We start from the raw sequence: 22426 nt of genomic DNA, 5'->3' as shown, positions 1-22426 counted from the left end.
CCGGATGAGCGACGCCCCCACCGAACTGCCGCTTGTCGTTGGGATCGGCGGTACGATCGGCGGCATTTCGTCGACCGAGCGGGCGCTCAGGATCGCGCTCGATGCTGCGCGCACACAGGGCTTCCGCACCCGGATGTTCGGTGGCGCCGACATGGCGCGGCTGCCGCTCTATGATCCGAGAGCAACCGAACGCACCGAGCAGGAGCGTGAATTCGTCGATACGATCCGCCAGGCGTCGGCGCTGATCATCGCCAGCCCCGGCTATCACGGCAGCATTTCAGGCGTGGTCAAGAACGCGCTCGATCTGCTCGAGGAAACAGCGCGCGACGAGGCGCGGCCTTATCTCGCCGACATGCCGGTCGGGCTGATCGCGACCGCTTATGGCTGGCAGGCGACCGGCAGCACGATCGCCGCACTCCGCTCGATCGTCCATGCGCTCCGCGGCTGGCCGACGCCGTTCGCCGCGGCGATCAACACCCAGCTCACCAAGTTCGATGACGAGGGCGGCAGCAGCGATCCTGCTGTGCTAGAGCAACTCAGGCTGATCGGTCGCCAGGTCGCGCGCTTCGCGCCGCTTGTCCAGAATGGATGACCGCCATGGATGACGCGATTCGGTGGCCGCGCGGTTTCGAACCCGCCGTGTCTCCGGTTCATGTCATCAATCGGATCGATACCGCGACCCCGCCCGATATCGTCTGGGCCCGCCTTGTCCATGCGAACGGCTGGCCCACGATCTACGCAAACGCCAGCCATGTGAAGGTCGAGGGCGGCGGAGACCTGTTCGCGGGCGCGCGCTTCACCTGGAAGACCTTCGGCATCGCGCTCGAATCGGAAGTGAAGGAGTTCGTGCCCGAAACCCGAATTGCCTGGCTGGCGACGGGGATCGGCGTCCAGGCCTATCACGCCTGGCTGATCACCCCGACCGCTTCGGGCTGCACGATCCTGACCGAGGAGACCCAGCACGGCCTGGTCGCGCGTTCGGGCCGGCTGATTTTCCCGAACCGGATGGAGCGCTGGCACCAGAAATGGCTCGAGGCGCTCGCTGCCTGAGCGGTTACCGCGTCGGTACCGGCTCGTCGCCCGAATAGTCGTAGAAACCCCGGCCGGTCTTGCGCCCGTACCAGCCCGCCTCGACATATTTCACCAGCACGGGCGCCGGCCGGAATTTGGGATCACCCGTTCCCTCGAACAGCACCCGGGTGATCTCTAGGCAGGTGTCGAGCCCGATGAAATCGGCCAGCGTCAGCGGCCCCATCGGATGGTTCAGGCCGAGCTGACAGGCGAGGTCGATATCGCGGATCGTCGCCACCCCTTCGCCGAGCGCGAAGCAGGCCTCGTTGAGCATCGGCATGAGCACGCGGTTGACGATGAAGCCCGGCGCATCATTGGCACGGACGACCTGCTTGCCGAGCGCCTTCGCATAATCCTCGACCAGCATCACCGTCTCGTCCGAGGTCGCGAGCCCGCGAATCAGCTCGATCAAGCCCATCACCGGCACCGGATTGAAGAAATGCACGCCGACGAACCGCTTCGGGTCGGGCGATGCCTGGGCGAGCCGGGTGATCGGGATCGATGAGGTGTTGGAGGCGAGCACCGCCCGAGCCCCGAGTACCTTCCCCACGTCAGCGAAGATCGATCGCTTGATTTCCTCGCGCTCGGTCGCCGCCTCGATCACGAGGCCGCAGGAGGACATGCCCTGGACGCCGTCGATCGGCTCGATCCGCGCCAGCGCCTGGTCGCGCGCTTCGGGGCCGATCTTTTCCTTGGTCACCAGCCGGTCGAGCGCCTTGGCGATTCCCGCCTTGCCTGCCTCGGCACGTTCCTTCGAGACGTCGGTCAGCAGCACGTGAAAGCCCGCCTGCGCCGAGACCTGCGCGATTCCCGCGCCCATCTGCCCCGCCCCGATCACGCCGACTGATTGCATTGCTCGTCCCTTCAGCTGGAATGGGCGGGCTTTAGCGGTTTTTCGCGGTGCCGCCAGAGCTCAGGGTGCGAATCGCGCCGGCTGCGCTTCGGCCAGGATCACCGCGAACAGGCCTTCGGGATCAGTCCATTCGGCAATCGGCGTCCAGCCGCCGGCGCGAAGCAGGATGCGGCCGTCGCGGCTGCCATATTTGTGGCTGTTCTCGGTATGGATCGTCTCGCCGGCCGCCATGGCGAACGGCCTGCCCTCAATGGCGAACTCGATATCCTCGCGCGCCTCGAGGTGCATCTCGATCCGCGCGCGATCGTCGTTCCAGATCGCACGGTGGCGGAAGGCATGGGTCGGGATCGTCGCGCCCAGCTCGCGGTTGATGCGCTCGAGCAGGTTGAGGTTGAACGCTGCCGTCACGCCCTGGGCGTCGTCATAGGCGGAGACAAGCCGCTGCTCGTCCTTGATCCGGTCCATGCCGATCAGCAGCATCGATCCTTCGCCAAGCGATGCCTTCATCGCGCGCAGCAGGTCGACCGACGAATGCGGGATCATGTTGCCGATCGTCGATCCGGGAAAGAAGCCGAGCTTGGGCGTGTCGGCGATCTGGGGCGGCAAGGCGATCGGGCGCAGGAAATCCGCCTCCACCGGCAGCACCGGCAGGCCAGGGAAGGCGGCCGCGAGCCCGGCCGAGGATTCGCGCAGGAAATCGCCCGAAATGTCGATCGGCACATAAGCACCGGGTTTGACGCTGCGGAGCAGGATCGGGGTCTTGGTCGAGGAGCCCGATCCGAATTCGACCACGGCGCGGCCCTCGCCGGCCAGCGCCGCGACCTCCGGGCATGCCGCAAGCAGGATCGCCGTCTCGGTGCGGGTCGGGTAATATTCGGGGAGCTCGGTGATTGCCTCGAACAGCTCCGAACCGCGCCGGTCATAGAACCAGCGCGCCGGGATAGCCCGCGGCCGCACTTCGAAGCCGCGCAGCACATCGGACCGAAACATCGGATCGGCGAGGGTGACGTCGCCGTCCTCGATTTCCTGCTTGAGCATGTCAGAGATCTTTCGCCAGGCGCACGCCGGTGAATTGCCACCGCTGGTGCGGATAGAAGAAATTGCGGTAGCTCGCGCGTACATGGCCGCGCGGCGTGGCACAGGAGCCGCCGCGCAGCACGAACTGCCCGCTCATGAACTTGCCATTATATTCGCCGACCGCGCCCTCGATCGGCCTGAAGCCGGGATAGGGGCGGAAGGCGCTGCCGGTCCATTCCCATACATCACCGAAAAAGGCCGGACCGTGCGTCGCCGGCCGCGGCTCGACCGCGCCGGCGGCATCGAGCTGATTGCCCCCGAGCGGATCATGCGCCGCGGCAGCTGCCTCCCATTCAGCCTCAGTGGGTAGGCGAACACCGGCCCAGCTCGCATAGGCGTCGGCCTCGTAGAAGCTGACATGAGTGACCGGCGCCGCGGGATCGATCGGCCGGCGCCCGTCAAGGCCGAACCGGGTCCAGGCGCCGTCCTGCTGCTCCCAATAAAGCGGCGCCGCGATGCCTTCGGCCTTCACCCAGGCCCAGCCGTCGGACAGCCAGTGACGCGGCTCGGCATAGCCGCCGTCGGCAATGAAGGCGGCCCATTCGCCATTGGTGATCGTTCGGTCGGCAATCGCATGCGGCGACAACAGGGTCGCATGGCGCGGACCCTCGCAATCGAAGGAAAAGCAGTCGCCGCCAAAGCCGACCTCGGTGACTTCGGCATCGCCCTCGATCCAGCCGATCGGCCCCGGCATCTCGACCGGAACCTTGCGCTCGGCAAGCCAGACTGCCGGTTCGAGCGGATTCTGCGCCATCAGATGGAGCAGGTCAGTGATCAGCAATTCCTGATGCTGTTCCTCATGATGACAGCCGAGCGTCACAAGTTCCCGCGCCGCCGCGGGAAGCGCGGGCAGCGCCGCCAGCAGCGCCGCATCGACATGCCCCCGGTACGCCAGAACCTCGTCGAGTGTCGGGCGCGTCACCATGCCGCGCCGCGCGCGGCTGTGGCGCCGCCCTTCCGCCTCGTAATAGCTGTTGAACAGGAAGGGGAAGCGCTCGTCGTGAAGCGCATAACCGGCAACGAAATCACGCAGGATGAAGGTTTCGAGGAACCAGGTGGTGTGCGCGAGATGCCATTTCGCAGGGGAGGCATCGTCCATCGACTGGACGGTTGAATCGGCATCGGAGAGCGGCGCGACCAGTGCCTCGGTCAGCGCGCGAACGCCGGCGAAGCGCGCCGCCAGCGCATTGCGGTCCAGCTGAGGCTCGGGCTTTGTTCGCATTCTGTTCTCCTCTTTCCAGAACGCGCCCATCAAAGTCAAGCCGGGCTAGGGGCCGATTTCGCCCCGGGATGCGCCCGGCACCCACAAAACGTCGCCGGTGCCTTTTTGGTTCACGGCACGCGCGGCGACGAACAAATAGTCCGACAAGCGGTTGAGATAGGAAAGCGCGGCCGGATTCAAAGGGGTCGTCTGTGTCGCCGTCACAGCGCTGCGTTCGGCGCGGCGGGTGATTGCCCGTGCGAGGTGAAGCGCCGCCGCGCCGGCGCTGCCGCCGGGCAGGATGAAGCTCCGCAAGGGGCTCAGGCGATCGTTCATCGCGTCAATCTCCGCTTCGAGCCGCGCCACCTGCGCCGCGACGATCCGGAGGGTCATTTCCGACGGGGCGAAGTCGTCGCCCGGCGTGGCGAGATCGGCGCCGAGATCGAACAGATCATTCTGGATCCGGGTCAATGCGGTCGCCATTTCGCCCGGCCCGAGCGCTGCAATTGCCACACCGATCGCACTGTTCGCTTCGTCGACATCGCCGATCGCCGCCATGCGCCGATCGTCCTTGGCGACGCGCGAACCGTCGACGAGGCCGGTGGTGCCGTCGTCCCCGGTGCGGGTGTAGATCTTGTTGAGCTTGACCAGGAGGTCAGTTCTTTCCGGCGAGGAACAGGATCGCGACGACGATCAGGATCGCGATCGCCTGGAAGAAAATGCGATATTGCATCGCCTTGTTCGATTTCAGCGCCGAGGCGCTCGGTCCTCCCTCGCCCCTCACTTCATTGCTTGCGTTGAGCAGGAAGATCGCCAGGCCACGCACCAGCATGGCGACGGTCGCGATCATCGCTGCGACGAGGAGGATGAAGAGGAAGGTCATCTGCGCAATCTAATCCCCCGCCAGCCGAAAGCCAATGGGCAGCCTGCCGTTCCGCAGGTCGTCAGCCAGCTTCCGGCCGTCAATGCCGGCAGCGCGCATCGCCGCCAGCGTCGGCGCGCCGTTGCGCTTGGCCAGCCGCTCGCCCTCCCCGTCGGTGAGGAGCGCATGGTGGCGATAGACCGGCGTCGGCAGGCCAAGCAGCGCCTGGAGCAGCCGGTGGACATGAGTCGCCGCGAACAGGTCGCGACCGCGCACGACATGGCTCACGCCCTGCGCCGCGTCGTCGATGGTGACAGCGAGGTGATAGCTTGCCGGCGCGTCCTTGCGAGCGAGGATCACGTCGCCATGGATTTCCGGCGTCGCTATCACGCTGCCGGCGAGTTCGTCGTGCCACACCAAACTGTCCTTCGCCGCAAGCGAGGCAATCGCGCGCGCCATATCGAGCCGCCAGGCGTACCGCTCCCCGGTCATCCGCCGCTGCCGCTCCCCCGAGGCAAGATGCCGGCAGTTCCCCGGATAGACCGGATCGCCGTCGCCATGCGGCGCGGCGAGGCTCGCGGCGATTTCGGCGCGCGTGCAGAAACAGGGATAGAGCAGACCCGCCCCCCGCAGCCGTTCGATCGCGGCGGCATAGAGATCGGACCGAGCCGACTGGAAAACCACCGGCTGCTCCCAGTCGAGCCCAAGCCAGGCCAGGTCCTCGAGGATCCCCGCGACGAACTCGGGCCGGCTCCGTGTACCGTCGATATCCTCGATCCGAAGCAGGAATCGCCCGCCCGAACCCTGCGCCCGGTCATGCGCCTGGATCGCCGACCAGGCATGACCGAGATGGAGTCGCCCGGTGGGGCTCGGCGCGAATCGGGAGGTCACCGGCATGAAACTGGGCTCTTGACCGCGAGTCGCGCGCCGTGCTGTCATCATGGCGTCATCCTAGTCGGCGATTGCCGCGCCAGGAAGCGAGGGGTATCCACGTGTATCATCCCGATCTGATCCGACACCCCGATAGCTGCCCGGCGCTCGTGCTCAACGCCGATTACACGCCGCTGAGCTATTATCCGCTCAGCGTCTGGCCGTGGCAGACGGCGATCAAGGCTGTGTTCCTCGACCGGGTCGATATCGTCGCGCAATATGAGCGCGAGGTGCGCAGCCCATCGGCACGGCTGAAACTGCCCTCGGTGATCGCGCTCAAATCCTATGTGCGGCCATCGGCCTTTCCGGCCTTCACCCGGTTCAACCTGTTCCTGCGCGACAAGTTCGCCTGCCAATATTGCGGTTCGGGGAATGATCTGACCTTCGACCATGTCGTGCCGCGCGCCCAGGGCGGTCGGACGACCTGGGAAAATGTCGTCACCGCCTGCGCGCCCTGCAATCTGAAAAAGGGCGGGCGCACCCCCAAACAGGCGGGTATGCCGCTCCATATCGGCGCGATTCGCCCGACCAGCTGGCAGATGCAGGAGCATGGGCGGCGATTCCCGCCCAATTATCTGCATGATACCTGGCACGACTGGCTCTATTGGGACGTTGAGCTGGAAGCCTGAGCGACCATCCTTTTGGGAGGGCGGCAGGACAGGGCCGGCCGGAAAAGGATTTGTCGATGCGCGTCGTTCATGCCGCTTTGCTCGGTTTCATCATCGCGACGAGCCAGACGGGGTGCTCGAAGCCCAAGGATGAGCAAGGCGCCTCGGGCTTCGTGCCGCCGACCAACCAGAGCCGCGCCGATTATCTGGACAGCCTCGACCGCGCCTTCACCAGGATGGACGGCGATGGCGACGGCGTCATCGAGCCAAGCGAGATTCCCGCCCGGCGCGCCGCGCTGATCAAGGCGCGCGACGCCGATCATAACGGCTCGATCACCCGCGAGGAGTTCGTCAAGGGCGGGCTTGCCCGGTTCGACCGCATCGATGCCGATCACAACGGCGTCCTGACGAGTGCTGAGCGCCGCGCCGACAAGGGCGGGAGCAGCGACACGGTCGGCAACGTAACACCGTAACGCGCCGCGCGCATCCGAGGTTGACCCGAGCGATACCGCAGCGCAGCATTGCTCCATGGCCGATCTCCCCTCAATCGCGAACAATCCCGACATCCGCTTTCTCGGCAAGCTGCTGGGGGATGTGATCCGCGCTTATGGCGGCGAGGCCCTGTTCAGGCGCACTGAATATATCCGCGCCGCCTCGGTCGACCGGCATCGCGGCATCACCGAGAAGGATGCGACCGAACTCGGACTCGACCGGCTGAGCCTCGACGAGACGCTCGATTTCGTACGCGGCTTCATGCTGTTCTCGATGCTCGCCAACCTCGCGGAGGATCGCCAGGGCGTCGCTGCCGAGAAAGGCGCCGATGTCGACTCCGCGTTGAGGCGACTGGCTGAGGAAGGGATCGATCACGCAGCCGTGATGGCGCTGCTCGATCACGCGCTGATCGCACCGGTGCTGACCGCACATCCGACCGAAGTGCGCCGCAAGAGCATGATCGATCACCGCAACCGTATCGCCGAGCTGATGGCGCTCAAGGACGCGGGGCTCGCCGAGACGCCCGATGGCGATTCAGTCGACGAGGCGATCCTGCGCCAGATTGCCTTGCTGTGGCAGACGCGGGTGCTGCGGCGCGAGCGGCTGTTCGTCGCCGACGAGGTCGAGACGGCGCTCAGCTATCTGCGCGATGTTTTCCTGCCCGCGCTGCCGGCGCTCTATCAGCGTTGGGATCGGGCGCTCGGCGCGCGAAGCCCGAGCTTCCTGCGCCCGGGTAGCTGGATCGGCGGAGACCGCGACGGCAACCCCTTCGTCACGGCGGACTCGCTCCGCACCGCGCTCGCCAAGGCCTGTGAAGCAGTGCTCGGCCATTATCTCGACGCAGTGAACGCGCTCGGTGCCGAGCTCTCGATCTCGAGCGGAATCGCCGATGCCGATGCCGAGGTGCAGCGGCTGGCCGACGCAAGCGGCGATACCGCGCCGAGCCGGGCCGACGAACCCTATCGCCGCGCGCTGTCGGGCATCTACTCCCGGCTCGCCGCCACGCATCTGGCCTTGACCGGCAAGCCGGCGCCGCGCCCGGGCACGCTCCACGACGAAGCCTATCCCGATCCGCAAAGCTTCCGCGCCGATCTGGTCGTCATCGCCCGCGCATTGCGCGCGGGCGGCGGCGGCGCGCTCGCTTCGGGCGGCGCCCTCGGCCGGCTGATCCGCGCGGTCGAAACCTTCGGCTTCCACCTCGCGACCCTCGATCTGCGCCAGAACAGCGCGGTGCACGAACGCGTCGTTGCCGAGCTGCTCAAGGTGGCGGGGGTCGAGGCTGATTACCTGTCGCTCAATGAATCCGAGCGCGTCTCGCTGCTGCGCCATGAGCTCTCGAACGCGCGGCCGCTCTCGAGCCCGTTCGCCACCTACTCGGACGAGACAAGCTCCGAGCTGGCGATCGTGCGCGCCGCCGCCGAGGCGCACGCAAAATATGGCCCGGCCTGCATCACTCAGCATATCGTCTCGATGGCGCAATCGGTGTCCGATCTGCTCGAGGTCAATGTCATGCTGAAGGAAGTCGGCCTGTACCGGCCCGGCGATCCGGCCACGGCGGCGATCATGGCGGTGCCCTTGTTCGAGACGATCGGCGATCTCGAGGCGGCGCCCGGCATCATGACTGAGTGGTTCGCCCTGCCCGAGGCCGGCGCGATCACCCGCGCGCGGGGCTTCCAGGAAGTGATGATCGGCTATTCGGATTCGAACAAGGACGGGGGATATCTCACCTCGACCTGGTCGCTGTCCAAGGCCTCGACTGCGCTGAAGCCGGTCTTCGAGAAGGCGGGCGTCGGCATGCAGCTCTTCCATGGCCGCGGCGGCGCGGTCGGGCGCGGCGGCGGCTCGGCCTTTGCGGCGATCCGCGCGCAGCCCACCGGTACCGTCCAGGGCCGTATCCGCATCACTGAGCAGGGCGAGGTGATCGCGGGCAAATATGGGACCCGCGAAAGCGCGATGACCAATCTCGAGGCGATGGCCGCGGCAACGCTGCTGGCCAGCCTCGAGCCGGATGCGCTGTCGGCGGTCGAGCAGGCACGCTTCGGCGCGGCGATGGATCAGCTCTCTGACACGGCCTTCAAGGCCTATCGCGCGCTCGTCTACGGCACCGATGGCTTTCGGACCTTCTTCCGCCAGATGACGCCGATCGCCGAGATCTCGGGGCTCAAGATCGGATCGCGCCCGGCGAGCCGCACCAAATCAGACCGGATCGAGGATCTCCGCGCGATTCCCTGGGTGTTCAGCTGGGCCCAGGCACGCGTGATGCTGCCTGGCTGGTATGGCGTCGGCCAGGCGATCGCGGGCTTCGCCGACAAGGGCCTGCTCGCCGAGATGGCGGCAAGCTGGCCCTTCTTCGCGGCGACGCTCGACAATATGGAGCAGGTAATCGCCAAGTCCGACATGGCGATTGCCGAGCGTTATGCCGCGCTGGTCGAGGATCGCACGCTGGCGGGGCAGCTGTTCGGCGCGATCCGGGGCGGCTGGCAACAGACGCATGACGGGCTGCTCGAGATCACCGGCCAGTCGCGCCTGCTCGAAAAACATCCGGCGCTCGACGCCTCGATCCGGCTGCGCCTGCCCTATATCGAGCCGCTCAACCTGCTGCAGATCGAACTGATGAAGCGCCACCGCGCCGGCGAGACTGACGAGCGCATCGGCGAGGGCATCCTGCTCTCGATCAACGCCATCGCGACGGCCTTGAGGAATTCGGGATAATTTCCCTTTCCCAGCGGGAGAGGGAGGGAGCCGCCAAAGGCGGCGGAAGGGTGAGGGTGACCCGTTGATCACCCTCATCCGGCGCTACGCGCCACCTTCTCCCGCCGGGAGAAGGGTTAGAAAAGGCGCGGCCAGTTCCGGCCGCACCCTGAGCAATCGCCCCGTCGCGCGGTCGAGCAATGCCCAGGTCGTCACTGCCTCGACCTTCACTTTGCCGTCAGTGCCGGTGAACCGCACATGCCGGTCGAACCGTGCGCCCTTGGGCGGCTCCGAAACCCAGGTCTCGCCCGTCACCGTCTCGCCCGCCGAGACATTGCCGCGATAATCGATCTCGTGCCGGGTCACGACCCAGATATAGGCTGCCTGCTGCTCGGGCGAGGCGACAGCTTCCCAATGCGCGACAGCGATGTCCTGGATCCATTTCACCCACACCGCATTGTTCACATGGCCGAGCTCATCGATATCGGCCTCGGTCGCGATGATAGTGCGGGTGAAGGCCATCAGGTCTCGATGCCCAATTGCCACAGCACGAAGGCGTGCTCCTCCGCCCCTTCGCGCAAGCTCTCGAACCGCCCCGACTTGCCGCCATGGCCGGCGCCCATATTGGTCTTGAGCAGCAGCACATTGTCGTCGGTCTTGGTCGCGCGCAGCTTCGCCGCCCATTTGGCCGGCTCCCAATAGGTGACGCGCGGGTCGTTGAGGCCGCCCGAGATGAACATCGGCGGATAGGCGTGCGGCGCCACATTGTCATAGGGCGAATAGGAGCGGATCAGCTCGAACGCCGCCTTGTCCTCGATCGGGTTGCCCCATTCGGGCCATTCGCCCGGCGTCAGCGGCAGCTCGGCGTCGAGCATCGTATTGAGCACATCGACAAAGGGGACATCGGCGATCACCGCGCCCCATAGATCGGGATCGCTGTTCACCACGGCGCCCATCAGCTCGCCGCCCGCGGAGCGGCCGGCGATCGCGATCCTGCCGGCGCTGGTCCAGCCCTGCGCGATCAGGCCCTTCGCGACATCGACGAAATCGTTGAAGGTGTTTTCACGCTTCTCCAGCTTGCCGTCGAGATACCATTGCTGGCCGAGATCGTCGCCGCCGCGGATATGGGCGATGGCATAGGCAAAGCCGCGATCGAGCAGCGACAATCGTCCGGTCGAGAAGCCCGGCGGGATCGCATAGCCATAGGCGCCATAGGAATAGAGGAAGAGCGGTGCCGAGCCGTCCTTCGGGAAATCCTTGGGATAGACGATCGAGACCGGCACCTCGGTGCCGTCGCGCGCGGCGATCTTCAGCCGCTCGGTGCGGTATTTGTCGGCATCATAGCCCGACGGGATTTCCTGCACCTTGAGCACGGTGAGCTCGCCGGTCGCGACGTCATAATCATATTCAGTGCCCGGCGTGACCATCGACTCATAGCCGATCCGAAGCACGTCCATCGCATATTCGGGATTGTTGCCGAGGCCGGCATCATAGCTCGCCTCGGGAAAGACGATCCGTTGCGGCGCGATGTGCGAATCATAGCGATGGATCTCGATCTGATCGAGCCCATCCTCGCGCCCGTCGACGATGAAGAAGTCGCGGAAACAGTCGACCCCGGTCATGTAGAAATGCTTCGACGGGCCGATCAGCTCAGTCCATTCGCCCGGGGCGTCGAGGCTGGCGGTGCAGAGCCTGAAGTTCGGATCCACATCGTTGGTGTGGATGAACAGCGTGCCGTCATGCTCGTCGACATCATATTCGCGGCCCACCTTGCGCGGACTCACGCAGATCGGCTCGGCCAGGACATTGTCGGCAGGGAGCAGATAGACTTCGCTCGTCACATGGTCGCCCGTCGCGATCACGATCCATTGGCGCGAGCTCGTCTCGCTGACGCCGACACGGAAGCCTTCATCGGCTTCCTTGAACAGCTCGATATCCTCGCTGATCGGCGTGCCGAGCCGGTGGAGCCGCGCGTTGTCGGTCCGCCATTGCTCATTGGCGAGGCCATAGAGAAAGCCGCTGTCGTCAGCGGTCCAGACGATCTCCGAGAGCATGCCGGGGATGACCTCGGGCAGATGCTCGCCGGTCGTCAAATCCTTGACCCGCACCTCGAAGCGCTCCGATCCGCTGTCGTCGATCGCATAGGCGAGCAGCCTGGCATTGTTGCTGACGGCGAACGCGCCGAGCCGGAAATATTCCTTGCCCTCGGCCAGCGCCGGCTCGTCGAGGATCAGCTCGTCAGGCCCGCCGGCGACCGGCTTGCGCCACCATTTGCGATATTGCCCGCCGGTCTCGAACGCCGTCCAGTAGAGCCAGTCGCCATCCTTTTGCGGGACGCTCGAATCGTCTTCCTTGATGCGGCCCTTCATCTCTTCATAGAGCGCGTCGATCAGCGGCTTGTGCGGTGCCATCACCGCTTCGAAATAGCCATTCTCCGCCTCGAGATAGGCGAGCACGTCCTTGTCGGTGACCTCGGGATAGCCCGGGTCCTTGATCCAGGCATAAGGGTCGGTGATGGTCACGCCGTGCACGGTGAAGCTGTGCGGGCGTTGCTCGGCGATGGGTGGCTTGGGTGCGGTCATGCCTCCCCATACCGACCGGACCGAGCTTGTCGAAGCCCCGTTCTTTCTTCTACTCCGGCGCGAAGAGGAGTCCTCCCATGTCCAGCTACCAAGATCGCCTCACGGCGCTGCGCGAACAATTGAAGCGCGATCGGCTCGACGGTTTCGTCGTCCCGCTCACTGACGAGCATATGAGCGAATATGTCGGCGCCTATGCGCAGCGGCTTGCGTGGCTGACGGGCTTCCAGGGCTCGGCCGGCAGCGCGGTGGTGCTGCCCGAGCAAGCTGCGATCTTCACTGACGGGCGCTATACGCTCCAGGTCCGCGAGCAGGTCGATGGTCGGAACTGGGAATTCGTCTCTGTCCCGGCGACCAGCATCGCGTCCTGGCTCGGCGCCCATGCGGCGGCCGGTGCGCGCGTCGGCTATGATCCCTGGCTCCATACGCGGAGCTGGGTCGAGGAGGCGCGCAAGGCGCTCGCCGAGCGCGGGGCCGAGCTGGTCGCGGTCGACACCAATCCCGTGGATGCGGTCTGGCCGGATCGTCCCCAGCCCTCGGACGCGAAGCTCGCGGTGCAGGACGATGCGCGCGCCGGGCAATCCTCGGCGGAGAAGCGCGCGGTGATCGCTGACTGGCTTGCCGAGCGCAAGGCCGACGCGGTCGTGCTCTCCGCGCTCGATTCGATTGCCTGGACGCTCAACGTCCGGGGCCAGGATGTTGCGCATACCCCGGTCGCGCTTGCCTATGCGATCATCGATGCCGACGGCACGGCCGATCTCTTCGTCGCGCCGGAGAAGATCGGCGACGATGTCCTCCAGCACCTCGGCAATGCAGTGCGGGTGCGTGATCGTGCGGCGTTTCCAGCGGCACTCGGTGGCTATGCCGGCAAGCGCGTCGCAGCCGATCCGGAGCGGGCGGTGGCGGCGATCTTCGGGCGGCTCGAAGCCGGCGGCGCGACCATCCTCTCGCTGCGCGATCCGGTCGTGCTCGCCAAGGCGATGAAGAACCCGGCCGAGATCGCCGGCCACCGCGCCGCCTCGGTTCGCGATGGGGCCGCACTCGCGCGCTTCCTGAAATGGGTCGAGGCGGAAGCGCCGAAGGGCGGCCTGACCGAGCTTTCCTGCGTGGCGAAGCTGCAGGAATTCCGCGAGGCCACCGGCGTCCTCAGGGACACCTCCTTCGACACCATCTCGGCGACGGGCGGGCACGGCGCGAGCCCGCATTATCATTCGACCCCCGAGTCGAACGCGCCGCTCGAGCCCGGCCAGCTCTACCTCGTCGATTCGGGCGGCCAATATGCCGACGGCACGACCGACGTCACGCGCGTCCTGCCGATCGGCACGCCGACCGAGGAAATGCGCGATCGCTTCACCCGCGTGCTCAAGGGTCATATCGGCCTCGCCACGGCGGTCTTTCCGCCGGGCACCAATGGCGGCCAGCTCGATTCCTTCGCGCGCCGGCCCTTATGGGAGGCGGGGCTCGATTTCGCCCATGGCACCGGCCACGGCGTCGGCGCCTATCTCGCGGTGCATGAGGGGCCGCAGCGAATCGCCAAGCCGAATTACCCCGGCGGCGGCCCGTCCGAGCCGCTCCGGCCGGGCATGATCATCTCGAACGAGCCCGGTTATTACAAGGCGGGCGAATATGGCATCCGGATCGAGAATCTCATCCTCGTCGAGGAACGCATCATCCCGGGCGGCGACGAGCCGATGCTCGGCTTCGAGACGCTGACCTTCTGCCCGATCGAACGCTCGCTGATCGTCGCCGATCTGCTGACTGCGGCCGAGCGCGACTGGCTCGATGCCTATCATGCGAAGGTGCTTGAAATCCTGAGCCCGGAGATGGACCTCGAGGAGGTGGCGTGGCTCAAGGAAAAGTGCGCGCCAATTCTCTAATCCTTCCCCGGCGAAGGCCGGGGCCCGGTTGGAACGTCCCCCGACTGGGCCCCGGCCTTCGCCGGGGAAGAAGGAAGGGAATCACGCGCCCGCGCCTTGCGCTTGCGCAGATTCTCGCGCAGCGCCGCCGCCAGGCGCGCCGCCTTTTCGTCCTTGTCGGCCATGCGCCGCTTATCCTGCGCCGGCTTCGCCTTGACAATCCCGCCGCCCTCGTCTCTTAGGCGCGCTCCCGCGGCGCCTTGCGCGCCGGGCGGGTATGCTGCCGTAGCTCAGTGGTAGAGCGCATCCTTGGTAAGGCTGAGGTCGTGAGTTCAATCCTCACCGGCAGCACCATTTTTTCAGTGATTTAGCTGATGACGGACTTCCCCTCAGGGGGCGGGGCGATCAACAGTCACGAGTCGCCGCGTGCGCCGGTCCCGGCGATGATCGCGCCGGCGTCGGCAACGACGCCTGCCAGGGGCTGGTCGGCGCGCAGCCGATGCCATTCGCCGAGCGGCCCGGTCGCATAGCGCGATTGAGCAAGCACGACGCCCGCATCGGCGTCGGAGGCATCCGTTACGCGCTGCCCGACCCGCTCGAGGCGGATCGCCTCAGCTGCGTCGAGCCACAAGCCGAAGAAGGGCACATGAGCGTGCGCGGCGTCACGGGCGATCGCGGCGCGTTCGTCGGAGGCCGCGAAGACCGCATCGGCAATGACCGAGGTATCGGCGGACAGATGCCGTCCGGTCAGATCGCTCAGCAGCGAATAGACCGTGCGGCTCGCAAGCGGGGTATAGAGCGCTGATGACAGCCTCTGTTCGGGGGAGACGCCGGCGAGCCGTTTGCGAAGCACGTCGCTGCGCAGGATCCGTGCACCCGGCGCCGCGCCGACACCCGCACCGAGCGCGCGTGCCAGCGCTGATTTGCCGGTTCCCGAAAGTCCCCCGACGGCAATCAGCGTGGGCCGCGCCGCGGCAATCAACCGCTCGGCGAGATCGAGGAACCCATTGGCCTGTTCTCCCGCGGCGGCATTGCCGGTACGCGCGCCGGTCGCCGCCAGTACATGGGCGCGGATGGTCGCGCGGACGGAGAGGAACAGCGGCAGGAGCCGAACGCCCTCCTCGTCGGCGGAAAGGTCGATATAGCGGTTGAAGACGAGATTGGCGCCGGCGCGCAGGTCGCGGTGCCAGAGGTCCATGAGCAGAAAAGCCAGGTCGTACAGAATGTCGGTGGTCGCCAGCTCTTCGCTGAATTCCAGGCAGTCGAACGGCGTCGGCTCGCCATCGATCAGCGCGATGTTGGCCAGGTGCAGGTCACCATGGACATGGCGGATCCTGCCCTCGCGGCCCCGCGCATCGAGCAGCGCCGCATGGCGCTCGCAGGTCCGGCGCTGGTCCCGCAGCAGGCGGGCGATCCGGTCGCCGCCGAACAATGCCGCATGGGGAGCGAGGCTGTCGGCGTTCCCGTCCAGGATCTGGCGGAAGCGGTCGGCGCCATTGGCCTCGGCGGCGCGGCCGGCCCGATCGTGAAAGGCGTGGACATGATCAGCGAGGCGAAGCAGCAGCGATGGATCGAGGGGGCCTTGTTTCGCAAGGTCGTCGAGCAGCGCATTGTCGGGAAACCGCTTCATCTCGAGCACCCAGTCGACAATGTCGCCTGCGTCTCCGCTGGTGGCGGCATCCGTTACGGTGAAGCTGTTGCCGGCTCGCGCAACGGCGTGAACCGCGAGATAGAGTTCCGGAGCCGTACGCCGATTGAGTCTCAGTTCGGCCTCGAGCGCTGCCCTGCGCTTCTCCGGGGTCGAGAAGTCGAGATAGGGGTAACGAACCGCGCGCTTGAGCTTCCAGGCGCGGTCTTCCGACAGGAAGATGGTGGCGGCATGGGTGTCGATGCGCCGGCACGCCCCGGCGCTTCCGAAACAGGCGCCGCTGGCGAGGCAGGCGATCAATGCCGCCTGATCATCCGGGTGAGAATCGCGCGGTTGCTGCACGGGGCCGTTCATCCGGGCCGAACGGGCTGGCCCTGGGGGCACCGTGCCAACACACCGGATCGCCCGGTGGGGGCGTGTGCCGCGCGGGTCGGGGACGGCATGTCGAGACAGGTCAATATTCAGTCCTCCAGCTTCGGCATTCGAGAGAACGGATGCACGCGCAAGATATGCTCCTGCTGGCATATCCAGCACCTGAATCACTTCGGAAGGCTACGTAGACGCCTCATCTTTCGTGCCGCCGCGAATCGTGAACTCTCCACCGGGCTCGGAGAATCGATCGGCGGGCTGGTGCCGTCTTACTGAAACAGGCTTTAATTGACCGCGACCGACATGCGGGACCAGTCGGCGAGCTTGTCGACGACCGTTTCGGAGGCCTCGCCGAACGCGTCGACGATCGGGCCGACGCGATTGGCATTCGCGGGAATTTCGGACGAGAAGCGCTGCTGGGCGATAATCCCGCGATTGCCGGGGCGAAGCAGCAGCGCCTCGGCGTCGATCCGCACCATGGGCGCCATGTCCGCGGCCCTATCGGCGTTACCGGCATAGACCGCTTCGAAATGCGTCACGGTAATCTGGAGCAGCGCGGCGGCTCCTCCCCGCGCATGGTCGTCAACGAGCAGCAGGTTGGGGGCACGGCGCGCAAAGCCGGCATGCAAGGCGTGGTCGAACAGCGCAGGTGCGTCGGCGATCCAGCGCACGTCCTTCAGATACAGCGCCTGCTGTCCGGTCAGCGTCAGGATTCGATCGCCCTCGATTCCGGGGGCGAAGCGGATCGGCTGCAGCTGGATTGCGATACGCCCGGCGGACGGCGGAATCGCCGGGGCGCCCGCGCCAGCGCGTTCCAGCTGGTAGAGCTGGGCAGGCTTGCCGCCGCCAATCAGGCTGCCGACGCAACCGGTCAGCGTCACCAGCAGCGCGAGCGGCATCAGCGCGGATGATGTCTTCATGGCTGGAGCTCCAGTTCGCGTGGCGGTGGCTTGACCAGGGTACCGCGCGGATCGCGTCGGACGTCGCGGAGCAGGCCATCGAGCGCCTCGGCGGACTGACGGATGCCCTGCATGGTCTGATTGAGCTCCGGGATCGTCGTCTCGCCGATCGTGTCGCCATGGGCAGTGAGCTTGGCGATGGTGCCGCGGGCATCCTGGATCGCGAGCTTGAGCTCGGTTGCCGCCGCCTGGACCTCGGCCAGCGTGCGCCGGCCGTCACCGTCGGTGAGGTCGCGGATCGAGCGCGCGGTGTGCTGCACGTCGCTCGCCGCCTTGTCGAGCTTGGCCAGCGTTGACGCGGCGTTCGCGAACATCGCGCGATTGGCGGCCATCTCGTCGCTGGTTAACTTCACATTGTGCACCGTGCTGCCGATGTCGGCGATGGTGCGATCCGAGAGCAGGCGGTTGATCCGGTCGAGCGTCTCGTTCGCCTTGAACACCAATTGGCTGCCGCTCTGCATCAATACCGCGAGCGAGCCGCGCCTTCCGGGAATGACCGGCCGCCGGTTCCCCGAGACATCTCGCAACAGCGGGGCGTTGGGCGTGCCGGCGTCGATCTGGACGATATTGTAGCCCGAGATGCCGAAGGGCTCCGAAACCGCGAAGGAATCGATCTTCACCGGCGTCCCCGCCTTGACCTTGATGTCGACGGCGACCTGTTTGGGGTTGCGTCCGTCGAGTCGGATCCGCTCGACTTCGCCGACGCGGATTCCGTTGAACTGCACTTCGGTGCCGTTGCTCAAGCCGTGGATGGGGCCTTCGAACACCACGCGATAGGGATCGAAGTCGTGGGCGAAGCCGGCCTTGCCCAGCCAGGCGACGAAGATCATCGCCGTCGCGAGGATCAGGATGGTGAGCGCGCCGACCAGCGCATAGGGGGCGTGACGTTCCATCAGGGATGCCTCTCCGCGCTCGCGCGGCTGCGAGGGCCCAGGAAATATTCCTTTATCCAGGGGTGAGCCGATGTTTCGAGTTCGGCGATCGTGCCGATCGCAATGACCTTGCGGTCGGCGATCACCGCGACGCGGTCGCAGATCGCATAGAGCGTCTCGAGGTCGTGCGTGATGAGGAACACGGTCAGCCCGAGCGCGTCGCGGAGCTCGCGAACCAATATGTCGAATGCGGCGGCACCGATCGGATCGAGGCCCGAGGTCGGCTCGTCGAGGAACAACAGGTCCGGATCCAGCGCCAGCGCGCGCGCAATGCCGGCGCGCTTGCGCATGCCGCCGGAGAGCTCGGACGGGCGGAGCGCACCGACCGTATCGGACAGCCCGACGAGCCGGAGCTTGAGCGCGGCCAATTCGCGCACGAAGCGCTGCGGCAGCTGGGCATGCTCGAGGAATGGTGCCTCGACATTCTCCTCCACCGTGAGCGCCGTAAACAATGCGCCTTGCTGGAACAGCACGCCGATGCGGCGCTCGATCTCGGCCTGCGCCGCCCGGTCCGTCACATCGAGTCCGAAGACAGTGACGTCGCCGGCGTCGGGCCGCTTGAGGCCGAGGATGGTGTTGAGCAGCACTGTCTTGCCCGAGCCCGAACCACCGACCACGCCCAGTATCTCGCCGCTGCGCACCTCGAGGTCGAGGCCTTCATGGACGACCGTATCGCCGAAACTGGTGCGCAGGCCGCGCACGCTGATCGTTGGCTCCGCGACGGCGCTCATATGTCGAGCTCAGTGAAGATCATCGAGAAGATCGCGTCGAACATGATGATCTGGAAGATCGACTGAACAACGGCAGCGGTCACGTGCCGGCCGAGGCTGCGGGTGTCGCCCGCGACGAGGAAGCCCTGGCGGCAGCCGGTCGCCGCGATCACCACCGCGAGGAACGGCGCCTTTCCCATGCCGATCCAGAAATGCTGGATTTCGACGGTCGACAGGATCTGGCTGACGAAGAAGGAGGGTGTGATGTTGAGCGTCACCCAGCTCGCCAGCAACCCGCCGATCAGTCCGCCGATATCAGAGCAGAAGGTCATCAGCGGCATCATGAGCAGTGCGCCGAGCACGCGCGGCACGACGAGCGCATCGAATATGTCGACGCCCATCACCTGCATCGCATCGATTTCCTGGTTCATGCGCATCGCGCCGATCTCGGCGGCGAAGGAGGATGCCGATCGCCCGGCCAGCAGCACGGCGGCGATCACCACGCCGAATTCGCGCAGCACCCCCACACCGACCATCTGGACGGTGTAGGAGGAGACGCCGTAGTCGGCGAGGATGTTGACGCCGATCAGCGCTACCACCGCGCCGATGAAGAAGGTCATCGTCATCGTGATCGGAATGCCGCGCAGCCCGGCGTCGTGCATGACCGAGACGAGCGGGGTGAGGCGAAGCCGGCCTGGCCTGACAAGGGTGCGGAGCAGGGCCAACACGGTTTCGCCGATAAAGCTCAGCGCCTGATAGGCCTCGTCGCCATGACGAACCACGACATGACCGATGGCCGCCAGGGCCTGCGTCAAGCCGCGCTGGCGCACAGTGCCGGCGGCCTCCGCCATCAATGGGCCGATGATCGTCAGCAATCGGCGGAGATCGTCGCGCCGCATCAGCGCATCGCGCGCGCCGGGCTCGGCAACGCCGAGCAGCGCATAGGCCCCGGCGCTGTCGACGCGCCCCAGTTGCGCGACGTCGATCGACGCGAATGAGGTCGCACTGCTCCGCAGCCGCTCGGGCAAATCGCCCAGCGTGAGCGCGGTCCAGTCGCCCTGCGCCACGAGCTCGGCGCCGTCGGCACCGTCACGAAGCTCATAGCTGGCCGCTGGACCGGGCGTGCGGTGAGTCACGACATCTGCTTGAGGAGTGCCGCGATCCCCATGGCGAGGATCAGCACCGCCAAGGCAATGAAGAAGCAGCTCGAGCCGGGAACCAGGCCGCGCTCGCGCTCCGCCAGGGGCACGATTTCGTCATCGCCATCGATCTGTTCGGATGCCGGAAGTTCAGTCATGTTATGACATTGAGCCCCCGACGAGCGCGATCGGAATAGGGATTGTTACGGATGCAATGCGAAGCCGCGCGGCCGTCGGCGGCTTCCTCCTTTTCGGCGGAGAACCGATAGGCGGGACCCCGGCCCTTGCCTCTCGACCGATGCTCTCACGGGAAGCTCCGTACGAAATCGGCGACCTTGCGGCTCAGCGTTGCTGACTTCAGCTCGGCGTCCGTGAGAATCATCCTTCCGACCGGCGCTTTCGCGCACAGCGAAGCCATGGCCTTGAGCGCCGTGTCGCCGCCGCGCCCGCCCATGGTGCAGAACGTGGCGATGGCACGGCATCGGGAACCCTGTTCCGACAGGAAGCTGCGCATTGGCGAGGCCATTGCGCTGGCCCAGACCGGCGTGCCGAGCACGACCAGGTCATAGTCTGCGGGGTCATGCTGCAGCGCCGCGATTTCAGGCAAATCGCCCCGGCGTGCTTCCCGAGCGGAACGCAGCCAGCCGAACATGCCGTGGCGCGGCCGTACGTCCCTGATCTCCTCCAGGTCCGCGCCGCACGCGTCAGCGACCAGCTTGGCGACGGTTCGCACATGGCCAGTCCGCGAGTAAAAGACGACGAGTGTTCGCGTCATGATCAGCCTCCGACCTCGGGGCCGGCGGCTGTGCATGGTGCCGCGAGACCCTGGAGGCGGACTCTTATTGCGGGTCCGACGCGCGGGTTATGGGGAAGAGTACGGAGATCGATTCAATCCCCACGAGGGATGTGGGACGCGCGGGCGGGCAGGTGCTGCATCAGCGCTCCGCTCTTTGACATGACTGGATTATTCTGGACGGTGCCTCGCCGCTGTTATCTCCAACAATGCCGCTGTTATGGGGAACCGCGTCGCTGTTCCCGCTGCTGTTCTCCGCTGTTTTCCCGCTGTTATCCGATAACAGCGAAATTGGTCCCAAGATATTGATGGAGCACGCTTAAATTGCCCAAGAAATCCAACATAACAGCGGCAAAAAATATTTTTCGGAGAACAGCGGGAACAGCGGGAAATTCCGAGCCACTGTCGGCCTCGATGCCGGACGCCGGCATCGGGCGAGGCGCGCGTGTTAACACGTGCCGCAAGGAGCTGGGAGCTGTCGCCGGCAAGAAAGAAGCGCAAAGAAGATGCATCGCAAAGTGGCGCCATCTCATACTATTCGCGCGCTACAGGCCGACGCTATGTCTTTCCCCGATCAAGAGAGGGTAGATCAAGGGGGCATTCATGGCGCTGAAACATCTGGCGGCTTTATTCGCGCTTGTCGTGGCTTGCGCTGCGGCGCCGGTACGGGCAGCCACTCCCGCGACGCCCAGCGCTTCTCCTCCCTGCCGCCTGTTGCTCGACAATGACGACGGCATCGGGGCGCCGGGCATCCACGCCCTGTACGATGCGCTGAAGGATATGTGCGCATTGGTGGTGGTCGCGCCCGCGAACGAACAATCCGGCATGAGCCAGGCAGTCCCCCATTTCAGCAAGGGCCTGCCGGTACGGGCCATTGCTTTTGCCGACGGCATGACCGGCTATGCGGTGGAAGGCAGCCCGGCGGAAGCTGCGTGCCTCGGCATTCTGGCCATGTCGGACGGCAAGCCTTTCGACCTGCTGATATCGGGCATCAATGCCGGCGAGAATACCGGCCTCGGCAATCTCTATTCGGGTACGGTCAATGCCGGAATAGAGGCGCTGGTGCGTGGCACGCCGTCGATCGCCTTCTCCCTGTCCGATGAAGATGGCGATGACTACAGCAAGGCGGTGCCGGTCGTCCGGGCACTCGTGCGCGAGGCGCTGGCCAGGCGCTTGCCGCCGGGGGTGATGCTCAACGTCAATATCCCGAAGGATTATGACGGCATCGTTGTCCTGCCGTCGCGAGGCCTGTCGGCGGTTCTGACCGGCTTCACCGCGAGCAGGACGCCGAATGGCGACACGCTCTACAAGCCAAACATCACCTATCCCAACCCGTCTCCGCCGCCGGGCGGCGACGTCCAGGGCTATTTCACCGGGCACAAGGTCACCGTCACGCCGCTGGCGATGGATCGGACCGCGACTGAGGCGATCGACATCATCAAGGGCTGGCCGCTGACGATCGCACCCTGAGCGTGTCGCCGGAAAGCGCTATTCGGGGTGTAACGCCACTGAAACAATAACGAAACTGGTTGCGACATCTCAGCGAGCCGCCCCGCTTCGCTCTATAGAATGGCCATTCCCGCTTGGGAGGATGGTGAGAGCATGAAGTACGTAAGACTGGGAGATAAAATCACCACCGAAATGGTGGAACAGTCG

Annotated in this window: 23 protein-coding genes and 1 tRNA gene; 8 read left to right on the top strand and 16 right to left on the bottom strand. The window is 65.9% G+C overall.

The annotated features are described in order from the left end of the window. Positions 1–4: 4 nt before the first annotated feature. Both ABD050_RS23760 and ABD050_RS23755 read left to right on the top strand, forming a co-directional pair. Positions 5–592 (top strand): NADPH-dependent FMN reductase, encoded by a 588-nt coding sequence (locus ABD050_RS23760; RefSeq protein WP_343892014.1) that lies wholly within the window; start codon positions 5–7, stop codon positions 590–592. A gap of 5 nt (positions 593–597) precedes the next feature. Continuing rightward, positions 598–1050 (top strand): SRPBCC family protein, encoded by a 453-nt coding sequence (locus ABD050_RS23755; protein ID WP_343892013.1) that lies wholly within the window; start codon positions 598–600, stop codon positions 1048–1050. 4 nt (positions 1051–1054) lie between these two features. Here the strand turns inward: ABD050_RS23755 and ABD050_RS23750 are convergent, their stop codons facing one another. Genes ABD050_RS23750 through gluQRS form a run of 6 tightly spaced genes read right to left on the bottom strand, consistent with a single transcriptional unit; the run spans position 1055 to position 5961 of the window. Further along, positions 1055–1924: a 3-hydroxybutyryl-CoA dehydrogenase gene (locus ABD050_RS23750; protein WP_343892012.1), complete on the bottom strand. Its 870-nt coding sequence runs from the start codon at positions 1922–1924 to the stop codon at positions 1055–1057. 60 nt (positions 1925–1984) lie between these two features. Further along, positions 1985–2962, bottom strand: a complete 978-nt coding sequence (egtD, locus tag ABD050_RS23745; RefSeq protein ID WP_343892011.1) for an L-histidine N(alpha)-methyltransferase — start codon at positions 2960–2962, stop codon at positions 1985–1987. 1 nt (position 2963) lies between these two features. Beyond that, the gene (gene egtB, locus ABD050_RS23740) at positions 2964–4223 is read right to left on the bottom strand and encodes an ergothioneine biosynthesis protein EgtB (RefSeq protein ID WP_343892010.1); all 1260 of its coding nucleotides are present in this window, start codon (positions 4221–4223) and stop codon (positions 2964–2966) included. 45 nt (positions 4224–4268) lie between these two features. Then, positions 4269–4853, bottom strand: a complete 585-nt coding sequence (locus ABD050_RS23735) for a cob(I)yrinic acid a,c-diamide adenosyltransferase (RefSeq protein WP_343892032.1) — start codon at positions 4851–4853, stop codon at positions 4269–4271. A 4-nt stretch (positions 4854–4857) separates the two neighbouring features. Continuing rightward, a complete protein-coding gene (locus ABD050_RS23730; protein WP_343892009.1) occupies positions 4858–5085 on the bottom strand; it encodes a twin transmembrane helix small protein in 228 nt (75 codons plus the stop codon). A gap of 9 nt (positions 5086–5094) precedes the next feature. Beyond that, on the bottom strand, positions 5095–5961 hold the full coding sequence (gene gluQRS / locus ABD050_RS23725) for a tRNA glutamyl-Q(34) synthetase GluQRS (protein ID WP_343892008.1): 867 nt from the start codon (positions 5959–5961) through the stop codon (positions 5095–5097). A 95-nt stretch (positions 5962–6056) separates the two neighbouring features. Between gluQRS and ABD050_RS23720 the strand changes: the two genes are divergently transcribed. From ABD050_RS23720 to ppc, 3 genes are read left to right on the top strand one after another with little or no spacing between them, the layout of a single operon-like run. Continuing rightward, a complete protein-coding gene (locus tag ABD050_RS23720; protein WP_343892007.1) occupies positions 6057–6623 on the top strand; it encodes an HNH endonuclease in 567 nt (188 codons plus the stop codon). Between the two features lie 56 nt (positions 6624–6679). Beyond that, a complete protein-coding gene (locus tag ABD050_RS23715) occupies positions 6680–7075 on the top strand; it encodes an EF-hand domain-containing protein (protein WP_343892006.1) in 396 nt (131 codons plus the stop codon). 55 nt (positions 7076–7130) lie between these two features. Beyond that, positions 7131–9806, top strand: coding sequence for a phosphoenolpyruvate carboxylase (ppc, locus tag ABD050_RS23710; protein ID WP_343892005.1), 2676 nt, complete (start codon positions 7131–7133; stop codon positions 9804–9806). Positions 9807–9890: 84 nt separating this feature from the next. Here ppc and ABD050_RS23705 read toward each other — a convergent pair whose 3' ends face one another. Further along, entirely contained in the window at positions 9891–10307 is a 417-nt protein-coding gene (locus ABD050_RS23705; protein WP_343892004.1) for an acyl-CoA thioesterase, read from the bottom strand. Continuing rightward, complete coding sequence (locus tag ABD050_RS23700; RefSeq protein WP_343892003.1) at positions 10307–12367, bottom strand: S9 family peptidase; 2061 nt, start codon at positions 12365–12367, stop codon at positions 10307–10309. Before ABD050_RS23700 ends, ABD050_RS23705 begins: the two co-directional genes overlap by 1 nt. A 77-nt stretch (positions 12368–12444) precedes the next feature. Between ABD050_RS23700 and ABD050_RS23695 the strand changes: the two genes are divergently transcribed. Then, positions 12445–14241 carry an aminopeptidase P family protein gene (locus ABD050_RS23695; protein ID WP_343892002.1) on the top strand — a complete coding sequence of 599 codons (1797 nt, stop codon included), beginning with the start codon at positions 12445–12447 and terminating at the stop codon, positions 14239–14241. Here the strand turns inward: ABD050_RS23695 and ABD050_RS23690 are convergent. Further along, positions 14238–14405 carry a hypothetical protein gene (locus tag ABD050_RS23690; RefSeq protein ID WP_343892001.1) on the bottom strand — a complete coding sequence of 56 codons (168 nt, stop codon included), beginning with the start codon at positions 14403–14405 and terminating at the stop codon, positions 14238–14240. The two genes, ABD050_RS23695 and ABD050_RS23690, sit on opposite strands and share 4 nt — an antisense overlap. 94 nt (positions 14406–14499) lie before the next feature. Here ABD050_RS23690 and ABD050_RS23685 point away from each other — a divergent pair. Further along, a tRNA-Thr gene (locus tag ABD050_RS23685) sits at positions 14500–14574 on the top strand. A gap of 58 nt (positions 14575–14632) precedes the next feature. Here ABD050_RS23685 and ABD050_RS23680 read toward each other — a convergent pair. The 7 genes from ABD050_RS23680 to ABD050_RS23650 all read right to left on the bottom strand — a co-directional run bounded on the left by ABD050_RS23680 (position 14633) and on the right by ABD050_RS23650 (position 20752). Beyond that, complete coding sequence (locus tag ABD050_RS23680) at positions 14633–16222, bottom strand: bifunctional aminoglycoside phosphotransferase/ATP-binding protein (RefSeq protein ID WP_343892000.1); 1590 nt, start codon at positions 16220–16222, stop codon at positions 14633–14635. Positions 16223–16521: 299 nt separating this feature from the next. After that, positions 16522–17157, bottom strand: coding sequence for an ABC-type transport auxiliary lipoprotein family protein (locus tag ABD050_RS23675; protein WP_343891999.1), 636 nt, complete (start codon positions 17155–17157; stop codon positions 16522–16524). After that, positions 17154–18089 (bottom strand): MlaD family protein, encoded by a 936-nt coding sequence (locus ABD050_RS23670; protein ID WP_343891998.1) that lies wholly within the window; start codon positions 18087–18089, stop codon positions 17154–17156. The genes ABD050_RS23675 and ABD050_RS23670 overlap by 4 nt, the downstream gene beginning before the upstream one ends. Further along, positions 18089–18859: an ABC transporter ATP-binding protein gene (locus ABD050_RS23665; protein ID WP_343891997.1), complete on the bottom strand. Its 771-nt coding sequence runs from the start codon at positions 18857–18859 to the stop codon at positions 18089–18091. Before ABD050_RS23665 ends, ABD050_RS23670 begins: the two co-directional genes overlap by 1 nt. After that, complete coding sequence (locus ABD050_RS23660) at positions 18856–19974, bottom strand: MlaE family ABC transporter permease (protein WP_343891996.1); 1119 nt, start codon at positions 19972–19974, stop codon at positions 18856–18858. The genes ABD050_RS23665 and ABD050_RS23660 overlap by 4 nt, the downstream gene beginning before the upstream one ends. After that, positions 19971–20135 carry a hypothetical protein gene (locus tag ABD050_RS23655; protein WP_343891995.1) on the bottom strand — a complete coding sequence of 55 codons (165 nt, stop codon included), beginning with the start codon at positions 20133–20135 and terminating at the stop codon, positions 19971–19973. The genes ABD050_RS23660 and ABD050_RS23655 overlap by 4 nt, the downstream gene beginning before the upstream one ends. Before the next feature lie 146 nt (positions 20136–20281). Next, the gene (locus ABD050_RS23650) at positions 20282–20752 is read right to left on the bottom strand and encodes a flavodoxin family protein (protein ID WP_343891994.1); all 471 of its coding nucleotides are present in this window, start codon (positions 20750–20752) and stop codon (positions 20282–20284) included. A 621-nt stretch (positions 20753–21373) separates the two neighbouring features. Here ABD050_RS23650 and surE point away from each other — a divergent pair. Beyond that, positions 21374–22240 (top strand): 5'/3'-nucleotidase SurE, encoded by an 867-nt coding sequence (gene surE / locus ABD050_RS23645; RefSeq protein ID WP_343891993.1) that lies wholly within the window; start codon positions 21374–21376, stop codon positions 22238–22240. Positions 22241–22426: the final 186 nt, after the last annotated feature.

The organism is Sphingomonas oligophenolica, from assembly GCF_039522915.1.
Taxonomy (GTDB): domain Bacteria; phylum Pseudomonadota; class Alphaproteobacteria; order Sphingomonadales; family Sphingomonadaceae; genus Sphingomonas; species Sphingomonas oligophenolica.
The sequence above is the reverse complement of the archived record's forward strand: the minus strand, read 5'-3'. Positions and strand labels throughout refer to the sequence as shown.